This window comes from Rhizobium sp. Root483D2, assembly GCF_001426685.1.
Classification (GTDB): Bacteria; Pseudomonadota; Alphaproteobacteria; order Rhizobiales; family Rhizobiaceae; genus Pararhizobium; species Pararhizobium qamdonense.
The window spans coordinates 1-25087 of sequence record NZ_LMFB01000036.1 but is presented as its reverse complement, the minus strand read 5'-3'; the positions used below and the strand labels follow the sequence as shown (position 1 = coordinate 25087).

Here is a 25087-nt window from a genome sequence, read left to right as displayed (position 1 = left end):
TGCGCATCCGCCGTCGGGCCATGAGAACATGACAGCGTTCTATGACGCCGCCGCCAAACGAATGTGATCAAGGAAGATGGATTGCAGCCTGCTGGGCAGCCAAGTTTCACGCACGGTGATGCCGATGGTGCGTGTGCCGAGACGCTCTAGCACTTCCTGTGTAACGGGCACGCAGGCCAAAAGCCCTTCGCGTTCCTCGACAGCAATCTGACGGCGCGAAAGCATCGAAAGGCGGTCGCTTTCCAGGATGATGGCGCGGGTAAGAACAAGCGAGCTAGTCTCGATGCTAGCGCGCGGCAACGCGGGGCATATCTTAAACAGGGCGTCGAAGGCGGCGCGTATGGGCGTTCCCGGCCGCTGAGCGACCCATTCCTGCCGTGCGAGGTCATCAAGCGATGCGGGCAAACCGCTCGCCGCAAGCGGGTGCCGCGGCCGACCGACGATCGCATATGGGTCGTCGAACAACGCCTCCGTTCTCAGACCCGCCAGATCACTTCCCGAGCGCAGTGCGCCGATCAATATATCGCTCGCCCCCACGCGCAACTGCTGCGACAGAAGCTCGTAGGAGCCATCCATCACTTCGATGCGGGCATTCGGATGGGCGGCCAGCAGCGGATTGAGCGCGCGTGCCAGAAGCAGGGTACGGGCAAGCGGCAGGCTGGCGATCTTGATCCGTCCCTCCATGCGGCCTTCGAGTTCCTTCAGCTCGTCGACGGCCTGTTCGATCTCGGTAAGGGCAACCTGCCACCGCATGGCGAGGCGGCGGCCCAAAGTGTTCGGCGTCACGCCGCTCGGGCTGCGAACGAGAATTGCCTTGCCGACATTGGCTTGCAATTCGTGCAGCGTTCTATGCAGCGCCGCCGCCGAGCCGCCTCCGGCGCGTGCCGCCTCGGTGATCGACCCGCCGCCGGCCAACGCAATCAGCGCCTCGATTTGGCGAAAGCCGATCCGAGCGAGGGTCTTGGAGATCAGCGCGGGGTCGCGCTGCGTGCTGGCGCCAAGCGTTTGGCCGAGTGCCGAGGCGAGCTGGTTCTCCATGCGGCGCAACCGCGCGAGAAGCACCTCGCCGGCGGTTGTCGGCTGGCTGCCGGCGGCATAGCGAGTAAGGAGCTTTGCGGCAAAACGCGTCTCGATGCCCGCAAGTGCGACCGAGACGGAGGGCTGCGAGACATTCAGCTCTGCGGCTGCCCGGTTTAGGCTGCCCGTTTCGCAGACCTGTATGAAAGCTCGCAGGTGACGAAGATTGAGGTCGGTCGTGATCATTTCTGTCTAACAAACTGATTCGCAAAAAACTATAACACGGCGCGGCTTTCATATTAGCGCCGAGTGCCCGATCGGTGCGAGTGTGCCCTCGAAAATGGAGGAGCATGGATATGCATCAGAAAACCGGACTCGTCGTCAGCGCCCATTCCGCCGACTTCGTCTGGAGGGCCGGCGGCGCGATCGCGGCCCACGCAAAGCAGGGCTATGACGTCACCGTTGTGTGTCTGACGTTCGGCGAGCGCGGCGAATCCGCCAAGCTGTGGCGCAAGGCCGGCATGACGCTCGAAGCCGTAAAGGCCGATCGCAAGCGCGAGGCGGAAAATGCCGCCAGGGCCCTCGGGGTTTATGATATACAGTTCTACGATCTAGGCGATTATCCCATGCAGATGACGCCCGAGGCGTTTGATCGGTTGGTCGATCTCTATCGCGAGATCCGCCCGGAATTCATGCTGACCCACTCCCGCCAGGACCCCTATAATTTCGACCATCCGATGGCGACCGAGGTCGCGCAACATGCGCGGGTCATCGCGCAGGCGCACGGCCACAAGCCGGACGTTCCTGTTCTCGGTGCGCCGCCGGTCTATCTCTTCGAGCCACACCAGCCGGAACAGTGCAACTGGAAGCCCAATTTCCTTCTCGACATTACCGATATCTGGGAGAAGAAGTTGGCGGCCATCAAGTGCATGGAAGGCCAGGAACATCTTTGGGAATATTATACCCGCGTCGCCCTTCAGCGCGGCGTGCAGGCTGCGCGGAATTCCGATTACAAGGTTACCTATGGCGAGGCCTATGAAGCGGTATTCCCGCATGTCACCGGCACGCTCGGCCATGGAGCGCGGGCATGAACGTCGTACACCGGTCTATCGAGCGGCCGCCGCTCGACATCGTCGATGGACTGGCGGAATGCGGTGCGGCGACCGTGCATGAAGCCATGGGCCGCGTCGGCCTGATGCAGTCTCATATGCGGCCGATCTACTGCGGCGCCCGCGTGGCAGGCACCGCGGTGACGGTCTCGATCCCGCCGGCGGACAACTGGATGCTGCATGTGGCGGTGGAACAATGCCAGGAGGGTGACATTCTCGTCGTCGCTCCGACCTCGTTGTGCGATGCCGGCTATTTCGGCGAGTTGCTCGCGACATCGCTCAAGGTGCGTGGCGTGCGCGGACTGGTGATCGAAGCTGGCGTTCGCGACATTGCGGAACTTGAGGAGATGGGCTTTCCCGTCTGGTCGCGTTTCGTCTCCGCGCAAGGCACTGTCAAGGCGACGCTCGGCTCCGTCAACGTTCCGATCGTCTGTGCCGGTGCGAGTATCGCGCCCGGCGACGTCATCGTCGCGGATGACGACGGCGTGATGGTCGTGCCGAAGGCCAAGGCCGAAACTGCACTTCAGGCATCCAGGGCGCGGCTGGAAAAGGAACGGCAGACGCGTGAGCGGCTTGCTGCGGGCGAACTGGGTCTCGACATCTACAAGATGCGCGAGGCGCTCGCCGCCAAGGGGCTGAACTACATCGATTGATCGAAAGCCGGGGAAGGTGGAGGAACCTTTTCCGCACGGGAGGAAGAATGACCACGATTGCTTTCATCGGCTTCGGCGAGGCGGCGCAATCCATCGCCGGCGGCCTCAATGGCCGCAACGCCGTGCGGCTTGCCGCCTACGACCTGCGCTTCCGGGATCCGGCGGCCTCGGCTGGCCTGCGCGGCATCGCAGCCGAGCGGGGCGTGCAGCCGCTCGACGACATTGCGGATATCGCTTCGGCGGATGTCGTGCTGTCGCTCGTCGTCGGTGCGGCGACCAAGGCTGTTGCCGCCTCGGCAGCCCCCTATCTTTCGGCAAACGCCATCTTCATCGATCTCAACTCCGTCGGTCCCGATACCAAGGCGCTTGCTGCGAAGGAAATCGAGACCGGCAAGGGCAGTTTCGTCGAAGGCGCCGTCATGGCGCGGGTGCCGCCCTATGCGGAAAAAGTACCGATCCTGGTTGCCGGCAAGCGGGCGGGCGAGGCGGCCGAGCGGCTGAACGCGCTCGGCATGAATCTTGAGGCCGTCGGCGACACGCCCGGCCAGGCCTCCTCGCTGAAGATGATTCGTTCGGTAATGATCAAGGGCGTGGAAGCGTTGCTGATCGAGGCGCTTTCCTCGGCGGAACGGGCTGGCGTCACCGAACGCATCCTCGATTCCGTTGGGGAAACCTTTCCGGGGCTCGACTGGCGGCAGATCGCGGACTACTACCTGTCGCGAACCTTCGAACATGGCGCGCGTCGCGTGACCGAGATGACCGAGGCGGCTGAAACCATTGAGTCGCTGGGGCTGAAGGCTTCCATGTCGCGGGCCGCCTGCGAGACGATCGCCAGCGCCCATGCGGCGATGAAGGATCAGGGCCTCGCCGTGACCGACGGATATCGCGGTTTCGTGCCCGTGCTGGCACGCCGCCTGGCAAAGGACCTCTGACATGGATGGCATTATCCAGTCGCTCGGCGTCATCTTCTCTTTTTCGGGCCTGGCGGTCCTCATAATTGGCGCTCTGCTCGGCATCGTCATCGGCGCGCTGCCGGGCCTCGGCCCGTCGATCGGGCTGAGCCTGCTCATCCCCTTCACCTACAATCTCGGCCCCGAGCTCAGCATGCTGATGATGATCTCGCTCTACACCTCGGCCGAATATGGCGGATCGATCAGTGCGATCCTGCTCTCGACGCCCGGCACGGCGGCGGCGGCGGCCACCGCGATCGACGGATACGCCATGGCGCGCAAGGGCAAGGCGAACGAGGCGATCTCGATCTCGCTGACTGCATCGACCGTTGGCGGCGTCTTCGGTGGCCTGGCCCTGCTGCTGCTGGCCATGCCGCTGGCGTCGCTCGCCCTGAAGTTCGGCCCGGCAGGTTATTTTGCCGTCGGCGTGTTCGGGCTCACCTCCGTTGCAGCACTCTCCGGCGGCTCGCTGGTCAAGGGCCTCGTCTGCGCGGCCTTTGGCCTGGCGCTCGCGACGATCGGCATCGATCCCATTGCCGGCACGCCGCGCTTCACCTTCGGCCTTTTCGAGCTTTATGAAGGCGTGCCGTTCCTCGCCGCGCTCATCGGCCTCTTCGCCGTGTCGGAAGCGCTGGTGATGATCGAGAACCGCGTGGCGGCAGCGCCTGTCATCAAGGACAAGGTCGGCCACGTCTTCATGTCGGGGGCACTGTGGAAGGAAACCTGGCGGTCCATGCTGTCCGGCTCGGTCATCGGCACCCTGCTCGGTATTCTGCCCGGCGTCGGCGGCAATATCGCATGTTGGGTCGCCCGCGACTATGCCCGATCGCGCGATCCGCATCCGGAAGAGTACGGCAAAGGGTCGGCAAACGGCATTGCCGCACCCGAGGCTGCGAACAATGCGACCGTCGGCGGTGCGCTCGTTCCGCTTCTCGCCCTCGGCGTGCCGGGTTCGCCGACGACCGCCATCATGGTTGGCGCATTGATCATGCATGGCCTGCATCCCGGCCCGCAGCTCTTCACCGAGGCGCCCTCGTTGGTCTACGCGATCCTTTTCGGCACGATCATCGCGTCGCTGGTGCAATATGCCGCGGGCTCGCTGTTTCTGCCGCTGATGGCGCGGGTGATGCGCCTGCCGGATGCGGTGATCGCGGTCGGTATCATGGCGTTTGCCGTGCTCGGCGCCTTCGCAATCCGCAACCTGATGTTCGACGTTTATCTGATGCTCGGCTTCGGCGTCGTCGGCTATCTCATGAAGAAGCTGCGCTTCCCGGTTGCGCCCATCGTTCTCGCCATGGTGCTCGGCTACCTCGTGGAATCCAACTACCGCACGGCGCTCGTTTCTTCGCAGGGCGACTACATGATTTTCATCACCGATCCGGTGAGCCTGCTGTTCCTCGTGCTCAGCCTCGTCAGCCTGCTAACGCCGCTGTGGCGAGGGCTCCAGGCCCGCCGCAGGCGCCGGGTGGATGCCGATGAAGCGGCGAACGGCGCTGCCCGCTGATCAAAAGTTCAACAGGAGGAGAAGACACATGACGATCAACAGAAGAACATTCGGCACTCGCATGACAGGGGCAGCCCTGGGACTGGCGCTCGCCCTGTCGAGCGTCGCCTTGCCAGCGCCCGCCATGGCGGCCGGCTTCCCGGAAAAGAGCGTGACGCTCGTGGTCTGGGCGGGTGCCGGGGGAGCGCTTGACGTCTATGGCCGCAAGCTTGCCGAACTTCTCGAAAAGGAGTCCGGTTGGTCCGTGAAGGTCGACAATCGGCCGGGCGGTAGCGGTGCTGTCGGCGTTTCACAAATCATGACGCAGCCGGCGGACGGCTACAACATTCTCGTCTTCACGGGAACGCTGACCTTCGGCATCGCCCAGGGCCTCATTCCCTTCGAGCTCAAGGACTTCCGCATGCTGCGCGCCATGCAGTCGGAGCCCTCATCGCTGGCCGTGCTGTCCGAGAGCCAGTTCAAGACGGTCGACGATTTCGTGAAATACATGAAGGAAAACCCGAGCGGCCAGAAGGTCGGTGGCCATGCGCCCGGTGGCTTCCACCAGTACATGCTGTATCAGCTCATGAAAACCGGCGGGTTCGAAAGCGGCTGGATCCCGCATGATGCTTCCGGCAAGGTGACGCTCGCTTTGCTTGGCAAACATATCGACGCCGCGATGATGACGCCATCGACTGGCCTGGCGCAGGTGAAGAACGGCGACATCAAGTTGCTTGGCGTTTCCACCGACAAGCGCAGCGAATTCCTGCCCGACGTGCCGACCTTCAAGGAGCAAGGCTACGACATCGAAGGCGCGGTCTGGCGCGGCATCGCCGTGAAGGCCGGAACGCCCGACGATGTGGTCGATTCCATCCAGGCCGCGGTCGACAAGGTGACGGCTTCGGCAGACTGGAAGAAGTTCCAGACCGAGCAGTTTCAGGACAGCCCGGACTGGAAGGAAGAGGAATTCACCAAGCGGGCGGAAAGCGATCTCACCAACCAGCTCGAATTCCTGAAAGCGAATGGATACGCCCAATGAAGACCCAGGCTTCGGCTGTCTCCGGTTCTAACCTCTCCCCCGCAGCGGGCGGAGAGGCCACCGGCAAGCACTTCTGGCAGAACCTCGTCGCCGCTTGCATTTCCATCGCCTGGAATGCCAGCTTCCTCATTATGAGCCTTGCACTGCCGGCCGGCCATTCGCGCGGCGATGTCGGGCCGGGTTCACTGCCGATGCAGGTCTCGGTCTTTGGCCTTATCGTCTCGGCAATCTATCTGATCCAGGTCCTGCGCGGCATCGACCTCGGCGGCTCGAGCGACAGGATCGACGTGCCGCGTGTTGCCGGCCTGCTCGGCCTCTTCGTTGCCGTGGCGCTCAGCGCGAACTGGGTCGGCCTGGCACTCTGCCTCGGCGTCGGCACGGGCGTGGCGACGCTGCTCTTTCCCGGAGAAAAGCCGTTTATCCGCGCAATCGCGACGGGTGTGGGCTTCTGGGCGATTGCCTATGGGCTGTTCAGCAAGCTGCTTGAACTGCCGCTTCCCTAATTTGAATTTGGACCGAGAGGAGTGACTGACATGACGCCGGATGGCATCGCGTGCATGATGATGAGGGGCGGCACGTCGAAGGGGGCCTATTTCCTCGCCGATGACCTGCCGTCCGACCAGGCCGAGCGGGACCAGCTTCTGCTGCGCATCATGGGCTCGCCCGATCTGCGCCAGATCGACGGTGTAGGCGGCGCCGATCCGTTGACCAGCAAGGTCGCCATCGTACGTGCATCGACCCGGCCGGGTTTCGACGTCGACTATCTGTTTCTCCAAGTCTACGTTGATCAGGCGCTCGTGAGCGACAGCCAGAACTGCGGTAACATCCTTGCTGGCATCGGCGCGTTTGCAATCGAGCGCGGCCTCGTGAAGGCCGGCGAAGGCGAGACCGCCATCCGCATCTTCATGGAGAACACCGCACAATCCGCCGTGGCGCGGATACGCACGGAGAACGGCCGGCCGGTTTATGCCGGCGAAGCGCATATCGATGGCGTGCCGGGATCGGCAGCGCCCGTCTACCTCGCCTTCACCGATGCCGCAGGTTCCAGCTGCGGCGCGTTGCTGCCGACCGGTTCGGCCGCAACCGAGATCGATGGCGTGACGTGCACGCTGATCGACAATGGCATGCCGGTTGTCGTCATGCGCGCCACGGATTTCGGCCTGACGGGTTATGAAAGCCGAGAGGAGTTGGAAGCGAACGAAACGGTCAAGGTGCGCATCGAGCGCATCCGGCTTGCCGCAGGTCCTCTGATGAACCTCGGCGACGTCGAGAAGAAATCCGTGCCCAAGATGACGCTCGTCGCCCCGCCGACCGGCGGCGGCGCCATCATGACCCGCAGCCTCATTCCCCACCGCGTGCACGCCTCCATCGGCGTCTTCGGCGCGCTGAGCGTGGCGACGGCCTGCATGTTTCCCGAAAGCCCGGCGGCCTCCATGGCGATGCTTCCGGCGGGCGAGGATAAGACGGTCGCCGTGGAGCATCCGACCGGTAGGATGGAAATCCTGCTGCAACTCGACAAGGATGCGCCAGGCGGGCTCGGGGAATGCTCGTTCCTACGCACCGCCCGCAAGCTTTTCGATGGGCAGGTATTTGCAAAGTGAGCTGACCGAATACGGCTTCGCATAGCAACTTAGGGGTTTTAAACACTGAGAAAAGCGGTTGTAGTGGGTTCGATTCCCATTAAGGCGACGATAATGATCATGCGAGCACAGGCGGCCCCGGTTTCCGTCAACGAGCAACGGCATGTATCGAGGTAAGCCGACCGAACATTAGACAAACGCCGAGCCTGTCGGCAAGGCCGTCATTTGGCTTAAAGACTAAGATCCTTTCGCCGGTTATCGTGCCACCATTTAAACGTGTGCTTCGCCGAAAGCGAATTCGCCATCATCGGCTTCACGGTAAACCGAAGCCGCTAGCACTGCCGTATAAAGAACAGCAACCGCACCTAAGACTCCCCATCCGCTCACAGTGTTGATTACCACATAAGTTTAACCAATTTTTCCATTTCGCCGTGATCCAGTTAGACCAAGAAAAGCTATGTCCGATCAATTTATCGTACGAGGTTTAGTGGGCCAGCGCGAAATGGAAAACTGGCTCAAATCGTAGTGAAACTCAACACATCATAGACTTCCAGACCGTCCAGGTGTCTTCCATCGCCTCCCGGTCGAAGCGTGAGCCCGTGGCCAACATCACGGCGCTGGCGCGGATTGCAAAGCTCTTCGAGATGCCGATCATCGTTTCGACGGTGAACGTACAGACGGGCCGCAACCAGCCGACCATCCAGATCACCGACGCCCTCTCAGACGTGAAGCCGATCGACCGTACTTCCATCAATCCCTGGGAGAACGAGGATTTCAATCGCGCGGTGAAGGGCCGCGGACCGTAACAAGTTGATCATGGCGGCCCTGTGGACCAAGGTCTGCCTCGTGCATCCTGCTCTCGACGCGATCAACGAGGGGTTCGAAGTCTACCCGGTCGTCGACTGCATCGGCGGAACGTCGCTCGAAGCTCATGAGGCGGGCCTGACAAGGCTGGTCCAGGCCGGCGGCAAACCAGTCTCGTGGGTGCAGTTGATCTGCGAACTGCAACGGGACTGGAACAGGGAGGAGACCGTCCCCGGGTTCGCAGATATACTTTTCAAAATCGAAGGCCACTGAACTCAGGTAGGAGCACCGGGAAATGCAGATCGACCTTACAGGCAAGACGGCATTGGTGACGGGATCGACCGAGGGCATTGGCTACGCAATCGCCCGACAGCTTGCGAAGGCCGGCGCGGATACTATCATCAACGGCCGGTCCGAAGACAAGACCGCAAGGGCCGTAGAACGGCTCAAGGGCGAGGGGATCACCGGAAGTATGACTGGGGTGGCCGCCGACCTGTCAACAGCAGAGGGATGCAAGGCACTCGTCGCCAAGGTTCCCCATGCGGACATCCTGATCAACAATGCCGGCATCTTCCAGCCTATCGACTTCTTTGACGCGGACGACGAGGTTTGGGACCGGCACTGGCAGGTCAACGTCATGTCGGCCGTCAGATTGTCTCGAGCATATCTGCCAGGCATGCAAAAGCTGAACTGGGGACGCGTGATCTTCCTCGCGTCGGAGTCCGGCTTCAACATCCCGGTCGAGATGATCCACTATGGCGTCAGCAAGACCGCCGACATCGCCGTTGCCCGGGGTCTGGCGAAGCGGATGGCCGGCACTGGCGTCACCGTCAACTCGGTCCTTCCAGGCCCTACGCTGTCGGAGGGTGTCCAGGCCATGCTTGCGGGTGAACAGCAAAAGACCGGCCTACCGATTGAGGATCTGGCTGCGGCGTTCGTCAAACAGCATCGCAGCACTTCGATCATCCAGAGAGCGGCAAGTGTCGAAGAGGTCGCGAATATTGTGACCTATTTGGCGTCGCCGCTTGCGTCGGCCACGACAGGAGCCTCCGTACGAGTCGATGGTGGGGTGATCGATACTCTCTAGGCAAAATATAACGCAAAGAACGCGGCGGCATCCATTGGTGCCTGCCCTACAGCAAGCGTTGCGTAGTGACCCCTGTCGCCAACGTTCTCTGTTTGCGCCTTCGCATGGCTTTCGCCGGTTCCCGTGCAATTGCCCTTGCCGCAAGAGGAAAAGCATTGAGGTGGAGATTGTGAACCTCCCGCCGCCGCGTTCGGATAAAGTACGAACCCGCCCGCCAGCCGCCCCTTGCCGTTCAGGAGGATGCTGTTTCGGTAGGCAAACCCGAGGAAAAGGTTCGCCGACAGTTCCCCAAGAGATCCAGCCACAAGGTGGCACACCGACGATGGTGAAGCCATCGCGCATGTTGTCGGAGAACGTTCTTGACGACCCCCGTAGTCGTAAGGCGAGAAAGTGTGAACTGTTACGTAGTATTGCTGTGTCCTAACCGCCTGTCAGAAGGCACGAGTAGGCTTATTTTCCTAGCTCAAAAAAGGACAGCATTCATGGCACTTAAACCAGGACCGAAGCCGATAGCGAAATCGACAGGGAAGCCGGATCAGCGCCGCCGTAATAATAAAAGCACACCAGGGAATACACGGTCCCTCAAACCTAGCAAGTCCACTAAATAAGGCACATAAAAGAGGGGCTCTCGCTGATTTGCACTTCTACCCCGGCATTCGATTGAACCTGCGCGAAATACCGCGAGAACTGCGTGCCTGTCGGATGTTGGATGTCAGCTTTCTCAAATTTCCCCGCCGATATCGATCAGTCCGATAAAACGGCCCATTGCGGACATGACGGTGTCCTTAGATCTCGCCTATAGTTGCACAAGCCTCTCCCAGATCTCGAGTGTTTTTTCTCGAATTCATGTCGGCATCTAAGGTATTGCGGCCTCCTCGATTAGCCAATTAATGAACGAGGTCACTTCGGCAGTCTCCCGTCTTGTTTCCGCGCAAATGCAATAATAATTGTGAAGGGCAGGGACACTGAGTTGAAGCGGTTGAACAAGGCGTCCTTCATTGAGATCGCGCGCGGAAACGACCTCATCGCTGAGCGCCACGCCAAAGCCGTCTCGGGCGGCCTGGAGCACTATGCCGAAGTCGTCAAAGTGCACGTCGGACTCACCGGCGTAAGGAATGCCGGCTTCAGCCTGCCAACGCCGCCATTGCGAACCGTCGTCCTCATGCAGCAGTCGATGATACGCGAGATCGGAGGGGTGGCGGATGGCGTTCGCTCCACGCAATAGCTGGGGGCTGCAAACTGGAGTCATGCGGATTCCGTGAAGCAGCCGCCACCAGAAGCCCGGCCACGGTGGCATGCCATAAACGATCGCAACATCGGTCTTGCGCCAATCGACATCGTGAAAGCGGCTGGAGGTGAGCACCTTCAACTGGAAATTGGGGCTTTCCTCCATGAAGGTAAAAAGTCTGGTGGCAAGCCAGGCAACGCCATGAACTTGCGGGATGGAAATGGTGAGTGCCTGCTTTGGTGCTCCGCCATATCTATGCGTTGAGAGCTGACGCACCCCGGTGTGAATAGCGTCCATGGCACTTGCCACGGAGCGCTGGAGCTGGCTTCCGCTTGGCGTCAACGCCAATTGCCTGCCGCGTTTCTGAAAAAGATTGACGCCAAGCGTCACTTGGAGAGCGCGGATTTGCTGGCTGACAGCACCAGGCGTCACATGAAGCTCCGCCGCGGCGGCACTGACATTGCCGAGCCGCGCGACGCTCTCAAAGACACGAAATGCATGAAGGGGTGGCAGCGACATCGAAATCTTCCTCAAGCATTTTAACGGATCAAGCTTTCTAATCTCGGACTGGACGCAACTGCTCGACCACGCGATCCGCCAGCGTTCGCAGGACCGGGTCGTTCGCGCGGCCAACCGGGCAGACAATATAATATTCCCGTTCCGCATTGATCGTAGTGGAGAACGGCTGGATAAGCCGTCCTTCGCTCAGGAAGTTTCGCGTCAGCACATCCGACACTAGCGCCACGCCGCGGCCCTGAACGGCGGACGCAATCGCCTGGGCCACTGAATTCACCCGGACTCGAGTATTGCCCTCAAGGGCGATCCGGGCCGCAACAGACCATTTCGCCCATTCCCCACCGTCGTCTTCATGCAGCAGCGCGACGGAGCTCAGCTTTCCGTCGCGATTGCGCAGGTCGAGCCGGGGGAACAAGGTCGGCGAGCAAACGGCACAGAGCCGGACTTCGCTCAGCGAGCGCCAATATTTTCCGGCGAAAGGCGGGTTATCGTAGACGATCGCTAGGTCGTTGTTTTCCCAATCCACCTCTGCGGCGGTGATCGCCTCGTTGATGGTGAGGTCGGAAATGCCGTGCGCCTGAGCAAAATCAACGAGGGTCGCTGTGAGCCATGCGATCCCGAGCGCAGTCGGTACGGAAACCGACAGCGAAGTGGGTTGGTCGCCGGCGGTCAGTTTCCGCGATACCCGCGTCGCCGTATCGAGCTGACCGAGGGAAATGGCGACGGCCTGCGAAAAATCTCTGCCTGCCTGAGTGAGGGCGACATTCCGGCCCGACTTCTGTAACAGGGTAATGCCCGTCACATCGCTCAGCTTCTTCAGCTGCAACGAAATCGCGCTCGGGCTGAGGTTGAGTTCCTCCGCGGCAAGCCGCACTCCGCCGAGGCGCGCGGTCGCTTCGAATGCCGGAAGATATTGAAGGTAGGGCGGCAGGCGGCTCATCTGGATATCCAACTAATCGTTTAGCTTTATAGAACGATATTGGTGATTTTAAATTGATTTTTTCAAACTGTTAAGAGTGTTATCCCATCGACAAAGAGGAGCCCATTTCATGATCTCGGCAACACCATTCGACTACCCCTATGATGGCAATCTCGATGCGCGCAAGACGGCACTTGTTATCATCGATCTCCAAGAAGACTTCCTCTCCACTACGGGTTATTTCGCCCTGCAGGGTTACGATCCCGCGCCCCTTCGTGCGATCCTCCCTGCGGTGAACCAGCTCATTGCCGTCTGCCGCGAGGCCGGCATCCACATCATCCACACGCGGCAGGGCTATCGCGCAGACCTTGCCGACATGACCCCTTATGAAAAATGGCGCCGGCAGCGGTCTGGCCTTGAGGGCACCACTGCTCTTCTACGCTCCAGCCCCGGTTTCCAGATTGTCCCGGAACTCGACGTGCGCCCGCAGGACATCATTGTCGACAAGACCTGCAACAGCGCCTTCACCTACACCGATTTCGAGCATGTTTTGCGCGCGCGGGGCATCACCCACCTGCTGTTTACCGGCTGCACGACGGATGTCTGCGTTCACACGACGCTGCGCGAAGCCTGCGACCGGAATTTCCAGTGCCTGACGATCTCCGACGCCTGCGCCAGTGGCGACCAATATGCCCACGAGGCCGCACTGCATATGGTCACCGTCGAGAACGGCATTTTTGGCGCGCTGACCGACACCGCGGCGGTACTCGAAGGCTTGAAAAATCTCGGAAAATCCACGAAATGAGCGAGACCCAAAAATACGTTTCCCTGATGCGCCTTACGCAGAAAGGGCTCTCTGAACTGACCGACAGCGCCAGGCGCCGCAAGGTCAGCGAGGATCGCGTCGCAGCGCTCGGGGGGAAATCGATCGCCTTCTACGCCTTGCTTGGGACCTATGATTTCATGCAGGTTTTCGAGATGCCGAGCAATGAAGCGATGATGCAATACGTGCTCACCGCACGCCGCGATGGCCATGTCGAACCGCTCATCCTCCCAGCCTTTGATACCGGCGCATATGGCCAGATCCTCGACGCGATGAGTGATCAATAGTTTAGTTTTCCTGCGGTTTTTCGGCGAAAACATTTAGCTTGTCTGCAGAAGGCCTTCGTATACGACTTCACAAAACGTCAATTCAAGAAGCCAAAAATAAGGGAACATGACAATGACGAAAGCAATACTGGGCACGAACACGTCTCGTCTGGCATGCGGCGTCCTCGCCGTCCTGCTCGGCGCAGGTACTGCATTTTCCGCCGACCGAAAACCGGATTTCGTATCGGCTGGCGTCCTGAAGGTGTGCACCAGCGGCGAATTCCCGCCGATGGAATATTACCAAAATCCCGGCGACAAGGACCTCGTGGGCTTTGAGATCGACGTCATCGACGCCATCGCCAAGGGATGGGGCGCAAAGGCGGAATATGTCGTCGGCGACTTCAAGGGCCTGCTGCCTTCGCTCGATTCCAAGCGCTGCGACTTGGTCGCCAGCGGCATCCTGATCACGCCAGCCCGCCTGGAAAAATACGATGGCATTCCGTATTTCGGGTCGCACATCGTGATGGTCACGGCGGCGAATGACACGGAGACGACCGTCCCGGCCGATGTCAGCGGTAAGGTTATGGCGATCGAGGCCGGCACGTCCTACGAAAAGATGGTCGCCGATCTCAATGCCGAACTCGAAGCTGCCGGCAAAGAGCCGATCCAGGTGCAGACCTATCCCTCCGCCTCCGGCGTCATCGAGCAGATCCTCGTCGGTCGCGCCACTGCGACGATCACGCAGGATACGACGGCCGCTTATCGCATGCTTCAGGTGCCCGGCCGGTTGGCGATTCCTTACACCTACGAGCAAAGCGAAAACTACGGCATCTACCTACGTAAGAGCGATGGCGACCGGCAGATTTTGAAGGACGCGATCGAGGCATTGCAAGCGAGCGGCGAGATGAAGACGCTGCTCCAGAAATGGAAGCTGCCAGAAACGGCAACCGACGTTTCTCACGACGTCAACTGACGATAGGCGGTCTCCGTTGTTCCAGCTCGACCTCTTTCTGCAGGCTATCTTCAGTGTCCCCCTTTTCAAGGGGGCACTTCTGACGATCGGCCTTTCAATATGTGTTATGGCCGTCTCTCTCGTGCTCGGCATGGGGCTAGGCTCCATGGCGGGCTCACCGCGGCGCTCAGTCCGGTGGTTGGTCACGCTCTATGTCTGGCTGTTTCGCGGCGCACCCGCACTGCTCGTGTTGCTGTTCGTGTGGAATGGCCTGCCGCAAATCTCCGAAGTCTTTCGCGCCGGCTGGTTCACGCCCTTCGTCGCGGCCTTCCTGGCGCTATCGCTGATTCAGATCGCCTATTTGGCGGAAGTTCTGCGCAGCGCCTTTTCAGCCGTGGGGCGTGGGCAGCAGGAGGGAGCCGCCGCGCTTGGCATGCATCGCTGGCAGATTTTCCTGGTCATCACCATGCCGCAGGCGCTCCGGATTGCGGTTCCCTCGTTGATGAACGAGTTTATCTCGCTATTGAAAACCACGTCGCTGGCGACTGTGATCTCGCTCAAGGAATTGATGACAGTCTCGCAATTCGCGATCGCCACGAGCTTCCGGTTCCTCGAATGGTATGGCGCAGCCCTGGTCTATTACCTCATCATCGTCTCGGTGCTGACACTTGCCCAAAACCGCATCGAACATGTGCTTTCGCGCGGCTATCGCTGATCGCCGCAAACCAATGGGTTGGATATGAATACGCAAACCGCAATTCAGGTTGCCGGCGTCAGCAAATGGTACGGCGCCTTCCAGGTCCTCAAGGGCATTGATCTTTCCGTGCACAAGGGGGAGCGCATCGTCATCTGCGGGCCGTCCGGGTCCGGCAAGTCGACGCTGATCCGCTGCATGAACCGTCTGGAAGTGCACCAGGAAGGCTCGATCGTCGTCAACGGTATCGAGCTCACCAACCAGCTCAAGCGGATTGATCGCGTTCGAAGCGACGTCGGAATGGTCTTCCAGCACTTCAACCTCTTCCCGCATCTGACGGTTCTGGAAAACTGCACGGTCGCCCAGCGCTGGGTGCGCAAGCTGCCGAAGAGGCAGGCGACCGAGATTGCCATGAAATACCTGGAGCGCGTGCACATTCCGGAAAAGGCCAATAAATATCCGGGCCAGCTTTCCGGCGGCCAGCAGCAGCGTGTCGCTATCGCGCGCGCCCTTTGTATGAACCCAAGCGTCATGCTGTTCGACGAGCCAACGTCGGCGCTTGACCCTGAAATGGTCAAGGAAGTGCTGGACACGATGATCTCGCTTGCCGACGATGGTATGACGATGGTTTGCGTTACACACGAAATGAATTTTGCGCGCGAGGTCGCCAGCGAAGTGGTCTTCATGGATGGTGGTCAGATCATTGAGCGCGACAAGCCCGACGTCCTGTTTTCTGCGCCGACGCACGAGCGCACGAAGCGTTTTCTCGGCAAGCTGCTGCATTGAGCGAGGTCATCGTGAACCATACTGGCTGGTTTTCAAAGGAAGCGATCTCGGATCGGTTGACCCTGATCTGTGAGCCACATGTCCATAAATTCTTTCGGGCCAACATATTTCACGTCGTCGGCAAGGATGCCGACCTCGTTATTGATTTCGGCTTGGGCCTTGTTAACCTTAGAAACGAGTTGCGTATCCCTTCGGGCAAACCCGTGTTTGCGGTGGCGACCCACGTTCATGTCGATCATGTCGGCTCGTTCCACGAATTCGAGACCCGGCTGGGCCACGAGGCCGAGGCCGAGGCCTTTGCACTCATGCCGGATGGCGATACACTTGCCGCCTATTTTCGCACCCAGCCAGATGCCATGACTGCGGCGGTGCCCACAGGCGTGACGCCGGACGCCTACACAATCTCACCGGCAGCGCTCACCACGGTCCTGGTGGAGAACGACGTCATCGACATCGGCGACGCGTGTTACACGGTTCTGCATCTTCCCGGCCATTCTCCAGGTTCAATTGGTCTGCTCGACCAGACGACGGGGGAGTTCTTTAGCGGGGACGCCATATACCAGGGCGGCCTTGTGGATGATTTGCCGGGATGTAACATCGAAGCTTACAAAGGCACCATGAAACGCTTGGCAGAGCTTGACGTCGAACTCGTTCATGGCGGACACGGAACGAGGTTTGGTAAAGACCGGCTGCGCGAGATCGCCGTGAGCTACTTGCATTCGAAAGGATGCTGACAAGCGGTTGGATGACCACTCTCGCGTTCTCTACTCCAAGAGCAGGCAGTCCGGAGACGGCCCCAAATAGGCCGCTAACTAGGGCACAGCTGGCTAACCAGGGATGTTCTGCGCGAGCAGACGAAGGGGTCGGCAGTTCGAGTCTCTTCAAGGCGGCAGGTCAAAACGTTTCACGTCGACCTGCTAAGACGAACAAGGCGCCCAATAACGGTGTCAAAGCTAAGGGGCTAGCGCAAAAAGCTTGGGTTGTCAGCGAGCCGGCCGCGCTCAGTTCACCCCCGTGATCATCGAAACAATCTCGTTCTTACTGGTCTCGGAAGTCTTGCGGATTCCGATCTGCTTGCCGCGTCTAAGAACACAGATTCGATCCGACAACTTGAACACCTGATCAAGACTGTGGCTAATGATCAATACGCCAATATTGCGCGACTTCAGCGATTCTACAATCTCCTCTACCTTTGCCGTCTCGGCAACACCGAGCGCTGCGGTCGGCTCGTCGAGCAGGATAAGCTTCTTCGCCCAACGGGTGGCGCGGGCAATCGCCACGCCCTGCCGCTGGCCGCCGGAGAGATCACGGATCGTCGCGTGTGCCGAAGGAATGCGCACATCGAGTTCCTTCACCAGCTTTTCCGTCTCGGAAATCATCGTCTTGCGGTCAAGCAGGCCGATGCCGTTGGTGAGTTCGCGGCCAAGGAACATGTTCATGTAGACCGTCTGCTGGTCGGCCAGCGCCAGGTCCTGATAGACCACCTCGATGCCGTGCGAACGGGCCATGGTGGCGCTAGACATGGCGACGGTCTCGCCTTCGATGGTAATCGTCCCGGAGGACGGGCCATAGACGCCGGAGACAATCTTGATCAGGGTGGATTTGCCAGCGCCGTTATCGCCGACCAGAGCGACGATCTCGCCGGGATAGATATCGAGCGAAAAATTCTCGATGGCGACGACCGCGTCGAAATTCTTGCGGATGTCCTTGAGCTGCAGCACAGGGGCCTGAGTGTTCATGGTCATTCTCCTATACCGGCCATGCTTGAGGTTCGCCGAAACCGTTCTCGATGCTTTCGACTTTCGGCATGCCCTTGGAAATTCCGGAGACGCCAACAACGTAGGCGCGGGTCACAAACGCCTGTCCACGGAACCCGAAGACGGCAGTATCACCCGGCTTTGGCGTATTCGGCCCATCGGCATCGATCATCGCGTAATAATCGATGGCCGAAGGTGGCGGCACTTCGACGCTGCGCAGCGCCGATGCCGCGACCGTCGGCTCGTCCGAGACGATCGCCTTGACGTCATAGTCCGGAAAGATCGGGTCGATGTAAAAGCCGCCGCCGAAGCAGTAAGCCTTGCCACCAGAGAGATGCGAAACCTCGGTGAGGTAGCAGGCGGCCGGAAGCTCGGGCAGGTCTTCCACCACATGCAGCGCCGTCGTGCCATGCAGGCCATTTCCGGGTTCGCATTGCGTCGCGCCGGCATCGGCCAGCCCCTGCAGCAGAACCGAGGATGTCGTGCCCGGCGCGTTAACCTCAATGCCGGTCCGTCCGGCCTTCGCCAACGTCTCGGCAGCTTTGGTCAGCGTCGCCAGATTGTGCGTCGGCAAAACCTTGCGGCTCTTGTGATCGAACAGCAGTGCCGGAAACGTGGTGATCCCGGCGAAACGTCCGCCATCCAGCGCATCGAATGCATCGGCAATAGCAGCGACATCTGCAGCGTCGAAGCCGCCTTCATGGCCGCGATAGAAAGTATCTCCTTCCGCCCTGATGCGGGCAAGGAGGTTCTGCACATAACCCGCCGCTCTGGCGCCTTCAGCGGCTTCGCTCGCCTTGTCATCGTTGAAGACGGTCCAGTAATCCGGCCGGAAGATCGCCGCAGCGCCCTTGGCCTCGTGGCGGGCCACCTGCTGCAGATGACCGAGATGGCCGACGCGAAGGCCTGCCCGGTGGGTAGCGCGGGCGCAGGCCATGTCGACCGCCACGGAACGATTGATACCGCCCCGCTGCACGGCGGCACAGAACGAGCTGGCGCGGCCGACCTGCTTGGTCATCGCGAAGATCTTCAGGCCGAGCCGGTCGGCTTCGGTTTTCAGCACGCGGGCATTGGCCTCTACGGCATCGAGATCCAACACATAGGCATTGGCCGGGATCTTGCCCTGTCGGTGCAGCACGATTGCTGCTTCGAGGAATTTCGGGTTGCGGCGGCGCAGAACGTCGAGAAACATGAGATATCCTTTCTTCAGCGCAGCTTTTCGCGCAGCGATACGGCGACTGCGGCGAGAATGATGAGACCGCGGACAATCATCTGGTCGGACACGGAAAGCCCCATCAGGATCAGCCCGTTGTTGAGCATGCCCATCATGAGTGAGCCGACGAGAGCGCCGATGATCGAGCCTTTGCCACCGTTCAGGAGCGTGCCGCCGACGATGACAGCGGCGATCACCGTCATCAGGTCGGTTTCGCCGAGCGTATACTTCGCGGCCTGCAGGCGGCCGGCATAGAGCAGACCGGCAAGACCGGCGAGCGCGCCACTGATCACCAGCACGGCGAGGCGGATGCGCGGCACGGGAATACCGGAGACGCTGGCGGCGCGGGCATTGTCACCGGTTGCCAGCACATGGGCGCCGAAGCGCGTTTGGCGAAAGATCAGGTGTCCGGCTGCAATCGCAATGACCGTCCACCAGATCAGCGAGGGAATGCCTAGCAGCGAGCCGGAGCCGAAGAAGCCGGTAAACGTGCTGTCGGTGACGGGAATGGAGCGCAGATTGGTGAGTGAGCGGGCCACTCCGGCAAACAGCCCGAGCGTTGCCAGTGTCACCAGGAAAGATGGCAGCCGGACATAGGCGACCAGCAAGCCGTTCACCAGCCCGATGGCGACCCCTGCGCCGATGCCAGCAGCAATACCCGCAATCATGCCATAGGCATTCATCGTCACGGCGGCACAAAGTGCAGCAACCGCGACGGTCGAACCGATCGAGAGGTCGATCTCGCCGGCCGACAGCACGAAAACCATGCCGATCGCCATGATCGTGATCGGTGCGGTCTGCAGCACGATGTTGGAAAGATTACGCACCGTCAGGAAGCCGCTGTCCTTCAGCACGATAGCGAAAAACAGGAAGATCGCCAGAAAGCCAACATAGACGACATATTGTTGGATATTGATGCGGCTAATCATGCTCATCGCCGGGTTGGCGGCATTGCTTGGGGCGCTGGACATAGCGGTTCCTCCGAAGAGCGGGGGTACGGGCGGGAGCTCCTGGCTCCCGCCGGGTAGCGGCGCAATCGTGAGCGACCGCTGCGACGATTTCAATCGGCGCCGGAGCGCGGATAGTTACTTGATGGCTTCGGCAATGGTGGCCGGCACATCCTTGTTGAGCGACTTCTTCCAGCCGTCCTTGACCGTGTCCTTGGTGACCGCAAGAGAATCGACCACCAGGAACGGCTCGGCCTGTTTACCGACCAGCGATCCAGCCGCCGCACGGGCAGCCGTCACGCCGATATTGTAGGCTTCGTCGGCAACGAGCGCTGCAACGGCGCCGCCCTTGACCATGTCGAGTGCTGCCGGTTCGTTGAGATCGAGCGTGATGATCTTGGTATGGGTGTTTCCGGCAGAACGCAGGGTAGAGAGCACGCTCAGCGCAGGTTCCGCCCAGGTCACGTAGATACCATCAAGATCGGGGTTTTGGGTCACCATCGCCTGGGCGATCTCTTCCGCACGGGCCGGATCGGCCATGCCGGCCTCGGCGGTGATTTTCATGTCGGGATAATCCTGCTCGATCGTCGACTTGAAGGCCTGGTCGCGCTGGTTGGTGACGTAGAAATCGGCATCATGGAAGATGTAGCCGACCTTGCCCTTTTTCCCGAGTGCCTCAGCCATAGCGACGCCTGCCTTGTGACCCATCTGGAACAGGTCGTCCGAGACGATCGTCACATAGTCCTTACCCTGCACATAGCCCAGCGGCGAGTTGTCGACGAAGGCGAGTTTGACACCGGCCTTCAGCGCCGGGTCATAGATCGGCCCCGCTGTTGCCGGATCGACCGGCAGCGACAGGATGATTGACGGCTTCTTGGCAAGCACCGTCTCGACATCAGCCTTCTGACGCGCGGCATCAAAACCAGCGTCCGTCTGGGCGACGACTTCGACGCTTAGACGCTTGAATTCTTCCTGCGCGCCGCTGTTTACGGCATTGGTGTATTCGCTCATCTCGTGCCAGACGAGGGCGGCGGTGAACTTGCCGTCCTTGATCTTCGTTTCTTCCTCCGGCGTCAGCGTGAAGCGGGCGGCCGGTGTTGGCTTTTCACCATGTGGACCGGTAGTCGCGCCATCGGCGGCAAAAGCATGCGTGGACAGAAGCGCGGCAACCAGTCCTGCGGGGATCATCGACAGCTTGTTCATCATCATTCCTCCAGAATCTCGGGTTGATGCGCGCCGGGCGGCTGTTCGCACAGCCCGGCGCAGCGGATCATTTCGCGGCGTCGAGAACCGACTGAGGCGCATCGCGGTTGAGCGACTGCCTCCAGCCTTCGGACACATCGGCCTTGGTCACGGTCAGTGCCGGGGCGACAATAAAGGCAGGGGTCTCCTGACCGAGCAGCGCCTTCAGGCCGGTGGCCGCCATCGTCTGGCCGAGCTCGTAGGCCTTGTCGGCTACCAGCGCGACAACGTTACCGCCCTTGACCATGTCGAGTGCTGCCGGTTCCGACAGATCGAGCGTCACGATCTTCGTATGAGTATTGCCAGCGCCGCGCAGAGCCGAGAGAACGCCTTCGGCCGGTTCGGCCCAGGTCACATAGATGCCGTCGAGATCAGGGTTCTGGAGCAGCATAGCATTGGCCAGCTCCTCGGCGCGGGCCGGATCGGAAATGCCCTGCTCAGCAACGATCTTGATATCCGGATAGTCCTTTTCGATAGTCGTCTTGAAGGCCTGGTCGCGCTGGTTGGTGACGTAGTAGCTTGCATCATGGAAGATGTAGCCGACCTTGCCCTTACCGCCGATCGATTTCGCCAGCGCATCGGCCGCCCGCTTGCCCATCTGGAACAGATCGTCGGTGACGATCGCCGCGTAGTCGGTGCCATGCTTGTAGCCGGCCGGCAAGTTGGAGAGGAAGACTAGCTTGGTGCCATCGGTCACAGCTTGCTTGAAGGCTTCGGCCGAGGTCGTCGGGTCAAGCGGAAGGGCGATGATGACGTTCGGCTTGGCGGCCAGCGCCGTCTCGATATCGCTGCGCTGGCGGGCGGCATCGAAACCTGCATCCGTCGTCACCACAACCTCGACTCCCGCCTTGGCAAATTCGGCCTTGGCACCGGCGGAAACCGCATTGATGAAGTCGGACGACGTGTGCCAGAGCAAAGCCGCCTTGTAGCCCTTGCCCTTCAAGGCGGTGATGTCGCTGTCGGAAAGCTTGATTTCAGCGCTCGGCGTCGCGGTTTCGCCGGCCGGGCCGACTGTCTGGGCGTGGGCTGCGGTGATCATCGCGCCGGTCAGAAGCGCGGCATTCAACAAAGTCCTGATAAGCATCTTTCTGTTCCCTTATTTCAAATTATCGATGGTTCAGTTGTTCATTCCACCATGTCGCAATAGCGCGTCATGAAGGTGGCGAAAGCCACGATTCCGGCGAGATACTCCTCGACATCGACATGCTCCTCGAAAGTGTGGCAGTTGCGGATATCGCCCGGCGCGCAATAGACGGCAGGAACGCCGAGCCGATTGACGAAGAATGGCGATTCCGACCAGAACGGCGCGCCTTGGATATTGCCCCGCCCGGCCATCGCGTCGCCGACGGCAGCGCAAAGCATCGACACTTCCGGTAGAACCTGATCGATTTCCGCCGCCGAACCGCCCAGCGCATGGTCTCGTCCTGCCGGATAGGAAATCTCGATCTTGATCTGCGGATCGGCCACTGCACCACGGATGACGCTTTCCAGCTCGGCCGCCGCCGTATCGAGCGATTCCCCGGGCAAAAGCTTGCGGATCAATGAGAGCGTGCACTCTTCCGGCACGGCGATGAAACCGCCTCCGGAAAGCCCGGTTATCAGCAGGAACCCACGTCCGATCAGCGGGTGCTCGGCCCGCGCTGAGATCGCATCGGAATGCGCCCACAGCGCCGACATCACCGCATGGCTTGCTTTCAGCGCGTCGCATCCAAGCTCCGGAACGCCGAAATAGGCGGATTTGCCGGTGATCTTGATATCCGTGATGAAGAAGCCGATCTGCGCCGGATAGACCGCAAGCTGGGTCGGCTCGACATAGACGGTGAAATCCGGCTTTGCCACCGCGCCAGCCTCGATGTTGGCGGTGTAATCCTTGATCCCTGCGGACACGCCGGAACCCGGTTGGCCGCTTTCTTCGTCACCGACAAAGGCAAAGGCAACGTCGCCCTTCAGCTTGATTCCGGCCTTGTCGAGCAAACCCAGCGCTGCCAGTGAACTGCAAATCCCCGCTTTCAGGTCTCCGGCACCCCGGCCCCAAATCTGCCCGTCGATAACCGGCGCGCCAAACGGGTTTTCCCGCTCGGTGCCAGCCCAATGTTCCCGCCAGCCATCGACATGCACCGTGTCGGTATGGCCGATGAACAGCAGTCGCTTGCCACTGCCATCGCCCTTGCGCTCGCCGCGAATGTTCGGCCGGCCCGGTAGGAAATCAGAGACATGGATGCTGCCGATTCCGCGCGCCCGCATCTGGCTTTCAAGAAAGCCGACGAAATTCGCCTCGTTGCCGGTTATGCTCTCGGCTCCGATCGCGCCGCGCAGCAGCTCGACCGCGTCATCACGGTCGAGCGCTGCGCGCAGTTTTTCCGTCAGGACGTTCGACGCGCTCATCGCAGGGCCTCCCGGAAGGTTACCGTTTCTGCCGGCGGCAGGGACATACGGCTGTCGGGGGCATCGGCGCCGAACAGCGCATTGTGGAGATGGCTAAGGCCGATTGCCGCCGCACCAACGATGGCCGCGCGCGGCCCGAGCTGACTTGCCTCGATCTCGACGGGATATGGAAAACACGTCGGCAGGAACTTGCGGATACGCTCGATCAACTCCGGGCGAAGACCGATCGAACCACCCATTATGACCTTTTCCGGATTGGCAATCGCCGCAATCGCGCTGATGCCGCGCGCCAGATATTTCGCCGTCTCGTCGAGGGTGGCGCTCGCATGCACATCGCCGCCTGCGGCCCGCTCGAAAATCGCCGGAACGGTCGCCGTTTCGCCGGAAGCGGCCGCATAATGCTCCATGATACCGATTGAGGCAGTGACCCGCTCGAAGGCGCCGGTGCGCAGCGATTCCGGATCGAAGGGATCAGCGCCGAACGGCAGGAAGCCCAGTTCGCCCGCGGCATTCATCGCACCACGCACCAACTGTCCACCAACCATCAAGCCGCCGCCGATACCGGTTCCGACCGCAATGAAGGCGAGATTGTCGATGCCCTGACCCTGGCCGAGCCAGTTTTCGCCAAGCACCGCCAGATTGACGTCGTTCTCGAGGATGACATCAATGCCGAGCGCTTTTTCGAAGGCGGCCGCGACGTTCATCGTATCGAAATCGGCAATGTTTGGCGCCAGCAGGATGCGGCCGGTCCTGGCGTCCGGCGCGCCGGGCGCGCCAATCACGGCCATGCGGATACGTTCCCGCGGAATGTTCAGATGTTCTACCGCCTGCGCGCAAAGTTCGGCGATCTGGGCGACGACGAACTGGCCGCCGCGCCGGTCGGTGGCAACGACCTCCTCGGCAAAGACCTGGCAGGAGAGATTGGCAATCGCCAGCCTGATCTTGGTACCGCCGAGATCGACCGCAGCAATATAAGCCGCATCCGGCACTAGTTCATAGGTAAGCGCCGTGCGCCCGACATGACCGCTGGTGCGGCCCGTCTCACGCACCCAGTCGTCCAGCTCCAGCTGACGGACGATTTCCGAGATGGTCTGTTTGGACAGTCCCGTTTGCTTGGAAATCGAGGCGCGGGAGATCGGTCCGTTCTGGATGATCGCCTCCATCACGGCCCTTTGGGAAAACTTCCGGGAGATGCGCAGGGTTTCGCTCACAGTCACCTCAATTAATTCGTTCTGAAACCGAACTATTGTTCGGAACAAAGTGTGAGTCAACTGGGAAAATGAAATGCCCACGGAGCGACGGTCGGTTAGTCTTTTGCGCCGTGATCTTCTGACAAGGGGTTTGGTATGCGTATCCGCGATGTTGCCGAAGACGCCGACAATCCCCGCATGCAGATCGATATCATTGATTAATATGTCAATTCATAAGTCATTGTTATCACACGCGATTGAAATCTGCGGTTGACGGTCGGATTCCATCACGCCAATAGAAGGACATCCCATCTTGTTCCGCACCCTCTCGCTGGTTATACTGTTTTTGAAAAACAGTATAACTCGGAGTCGAGCGAATGAAATCCATCGACCTCATGTACCAGACGATGCTCGCCGAGCTCGGCCAGCGTTCGCTCGACGCCGCGT

At 60.5% G+C, this 25087-nt stretch carries 26 protein-coding genes; 16 read left to right on the top strand and 10 right to left on the bottom strand.

Annotated elements, in window-relative coordinates:
• Positions 1-39: 39 nt before the first annotated feature.
• The gene (locus ASD32_RS22200) at positions 40-1263 is read right to left on the bottom strand and encodes a LysR substrate-binding domain-containing protein (RefSeq protein WP_060640211.1); all 1224 of its coding nucleotides are present in this window, start codon (positions 1261-1263) and stop codon (positions 40-42) included.
• A 110-nt stretch (positions 1264-1373) separates the two neighbouring features.
• Here ASD32_RS22200 and ASD32_RS22195 point away from each other — a divergent pair, with 110 nt between their 5' ends.
• The 10 genes from ASD32_RS22195 to ASD32_RS22155 all read left to right on the top strand — a co-directional run bounded on the left by ASD32_RS22195 (position 1374) and on the right by ASD32_RS22155 (position 9722).
• Positions 1374-2108: a PIG-L deacetylase family protein gene (locus ASD32_RS22195; protein ID WP_060640267.1), complete on the top strand. Its 735-nt coding sequence runs from the start codon at positions 1374-1376 to the stop codon at positions 2106-2108.
• Complete coding sequence (locus tag ASD32_RS22190) at positions 2105-2779, top strand: 4-carboxy-4-hydroxy-2-oxoadipate aldolase/oxaloacetate decarboxylase (RefSeq protein WP_060640210.1); 675 nt, start codon at positions 2105-2107, stop codon at positions 2777-2779. Before ASD32_RS22195 ends, ASD32_RS22190 begins: the two co-directional genes overlap by 4 nt.
• A 47-nt stretch (positions 2780-2826) precedes the next feature.
• A complete protein-coding gene (locus ASD32_RS22185; RefSeq protein WP_060640209.1) occupies positions 2827-3711 on the top strand; it encodes a DUF1932 domain-containing protein in 885 nt (294 codons plus the stop codon).
• A 1-nt stretch (position 3712) separates the two neighbouring features.
• Positions 3713-5233 (top strand): tripartite tricarboxylate transporter permease, encoded by a 1521-nt coding sequence (locus tag ASD32_RS22180; protein ID WP_060640208.1) that lies wholly within the window; start codon positions 3713-3715, stop codon positions 5231-5233.
• 28 nt (positions 5234-5261) lie between these two features.
• Positions 5262-6251 (top strand): tripartite tricarboxylate transporter substrate binding protein, encoded by a 990-nt coding sequence (locus tag ASD32_RS22175; RefSeq protein WP_060640207.1) that lies wholly within the window; start codon positions 5262-5264, stop codon positions 6249-6251.
• Positions 6248-6754 (top strand): tripartite tricarboxylate transporter TctB family protein, encoded by a 507-nt coding sequence (locus ASD32_RS22170; protein WP_060640206.1) that lies wholly within the window; start codon positions 6248-6250, stop codon positions 6752-6754. The genes ASD32_RS22175 and ASD32_RS22170 overlap by 4 nt, the downstream gene beginning before the upstream one ends.
• 30 nt (positions 6755-6784) lie before the next feature.
• The gene (locus tag ASD32_RS22165; RefSeq protein WP_060640205.1) at positions 6785-7852 is read left to right on the top strand and encodes a 4-oxalomesaconate tautomerase; all 1068 of its coding nucleotides are present in this window, start codon (positions 6785-6787) and stop codon (positions 7850-7852) included.
• A 578-nt stretch (positions 7853-8430) separates the two neighbouring features.
• Positions 8431-8637, top strand: coding sequence for a hypothetical protein (locus ASD32_RS30355; RefSeq protein WP_200953633.1), 207 nt, complete (start codon positions 8431-8433; stop codon positions 8635-8637).
• Between the two features lie 10 nt (positions 8638-8647).
• Positions 8648-8908, top strand: a complete 261-nt coding sequence (locus ASD32_RS30350) for an isochorismatase family protein (RefSeq protein ID WP_200953632.1) — start codon at positions 8648-8650, stop codon at positions 8906-8908.
• Positions 8909-8930: 22 nt separating this feature from the next.
• Positions 8931-9722 (top strand): SDR family oxidoreductase, encoded by a 792-nt coding sequence (locus ASD32_RS22155; RefSeq protein WP_060640204.1) that lies wholly within the window; start codon positions 8931-8933, stop codon positions 9720-9722.
• A gap of 856 nt (positions 9723-10578) precedes the next feature.
• On the opposite strand, the gene ASD32_RS22150 is transcribed toward ASD32_RS22155, so the two are convergent.
• Together ASD32_RS22150 and ASD32_RS22145 are read right to left on the bottom strand one after the other, a co-directional pair.
• Positions 10579-11469: a LysR substrate-binding domain-containing protein gene (locus tag ASD32_RS22150; protein ID WP_060640203.1), complete on the bottom strand. Its 891-nt coding sequence runs from the start codon at positions 11467-11469 to the stop codon at positions 10579-10581.
• Between the two features lie 37 nt (positions 11470-11506).
• Positions 11507-12406 carry a LysR substrate-binding domain-containing protein gene (locus ASD32_RS22145; protein ID WP_060640202.1) on the bottom strand — a complete coding sequence of 300 codons (900 nt, stop codon included), beginning with the start codon at positions 12404-12406 and terminating at the stop codon, positions 11507-11509.
• A 109-nt stretch (positions 12407-12515) separates the two neighbouring features.
• Here ASD32_RS22145 and ASD32_RS22140 point away from each other — a divergent pair, with 109 nt between their 5' ends.
• From ASD32_RS22140 to ASD32_RS22115, 6 genes are all read left to right on the top strand, one after another.
• Positions 12516-13190 (top strand): isochorismatase family cysteine hydrolase, encoded by a 675-nt coding sequence (locus ASD32_RS22140; protein WP_060640201.1) that lies wholly within the window; start codon positions 12516-12518, stop codon positions 13188-13190.
• Complete coding sequence (locus tag ASD32_RS22135) at positions 13187-13495, top strand: GYD domain-containing protein (RefSeq protein ID WP_060640200.1); 309 nt, start codon at positions 13187-13189, stop codon at positions 13493-13495. Before ASD32_RS22140 ends, ASD32_RS22135 begins: the two co-directional genes overlap by 4 nt.
• A gap of 112 nt (positions 13496-13607) precedes the next feature.
• Positions 13608-14447, top strand: a complete 840-nt coding sequence (locus tag ASD32_RS22130; protein ID WP_082546881.1) for a transporter substrate-binding domain-containing protein — start codon at positions 13608-13610, stop codon at positions 14445-14447.
• A gap of 16 nt (positions 14448-14463) precedes the next feature.
• Entirely contained in the window at positions 14464-15141 is a 678-nt protein-coding gene (locus ASD32_RS22125; protein WP_060640199.1) for an amino acid ABC transporter permease, read from the top strand.
• 24 nt (positions 15142-15165) lie between these two features.
• Positions 15166-15906, top strand: coding sequence for an amino acid ABC transporter ATP-binding protein (locus ASD32_RS22120; protein WP_156383292.1), 741 nt, complete (start codon positions 15166-15168; stop codon positions 15904-15906).
• Positions 15903-16640 carry an MBL fold metallo-hydrolase gene (locus tag ASD32_RS22115; protein WP_200953631.1) on the top strand — a complete coding sequence of 246 codons (738 nt, stop codon included), beginning with the start codon at positions 15903-15905 and terminating at the stop codon, positions 16638-16640. The genes ASD32_RS22120 and ASD32_RS22115 overlap by 4 nt, the downstream gene beginning before the upstream one ends.
• Before the next feature lie 267 nt (positions 16641-16907).
• On the opposite strand, the gene ASD32_RS22110 is transcribed toward ASD32_RS22115, so the two are convergent.
• The 7 genes from ASD32_RS22110 to ASD32_RS22080 form a co-directional block, all read right to left on the bottom strand.
• Positions 16908-17651 (bottom strand): ATP-binding cassette domain-containing protein, encoded by a 744-nt coding sequence (locus ASD32_RS22110; RefSeq protein WP_060640197.1) that lies wholly within the window; start codon positions 17649-17651, stop codon positions 16908-16910.
• Between the two features lie 4 nt (positions 17652-17655).
• Positions 17656-18855, bottom strand: a complete 1200-nt coding sequence (locus tag ASD32_RS22105; RefSeq protein ID WP_060640196.1) for an alanine racemase — start codon at positions 18853-18855, stop codon at positions 17656-17658.
• 14 nt (positions 18856-18869) lie between these two features.
• Positions 18870-19847 carry an ABC transporter permease gene (locus tag ASD32_RS22100; protein WP_060640195.1) on the bottom strand — a complete coding sequence of 326 codons (978 nt, stop codon included), beginning with the start codon at positions 19845-19847 and terminating at the stop codon, positions 18870-18872.
• A 114-nt stretch (positions 19848-19961) separates the two neighbouring features.
• Positions 19962-21032, bottom strand: a complete 1071-nt coding sequence (locus ASD32_RS22095) for a substrate-binding domain-containing protein (protein ID WP_060640194.1) — start codon at positions 21030-21032, stop codon at positions 19962-19964.
• A gap of 61 nt (positions 21033-21093) precedes the next feature.
• Entirely contained in the window at positions 21094-22149 is a 1056-nt protein-coding gene (locus ASD32_RS22090; protein ID WP_060640193.1) for a substrate-binding domain-containing protein, read from the bottom strand.
• Between the two features lie 41 nt (positions 22150-22190).
• On the bottom strand, positions 22191-23450 hold the full coding sequence (locus ASD32_RS22085; RefSeq protein WP_060640192.1) for a M20/M25/M40 family metallo-hydrolase: 1260 nt from the start codon (positions 23448-23450) through the stop codon (positions 22191-22193).
• Positions 23447-24661 carry an ROK family transcriptional regulator gene (locus ASD32_RS22080; protein WP_060640191.1) on the bottom strand — a complete coding sequence of 405 codons (1215 nt, stop codon included), beginning with the start codon at positions 24659-24661 and terminating at the stop codon, positions 23447-23449. The genes ASD32_RS22085 and ASD32_RS22080 overlap by 4 nt, the downstream gene beginning before the upstream one ends.
• Between the last annotated feature and the right edge of the window lie 426 nt (positions 24662-25087).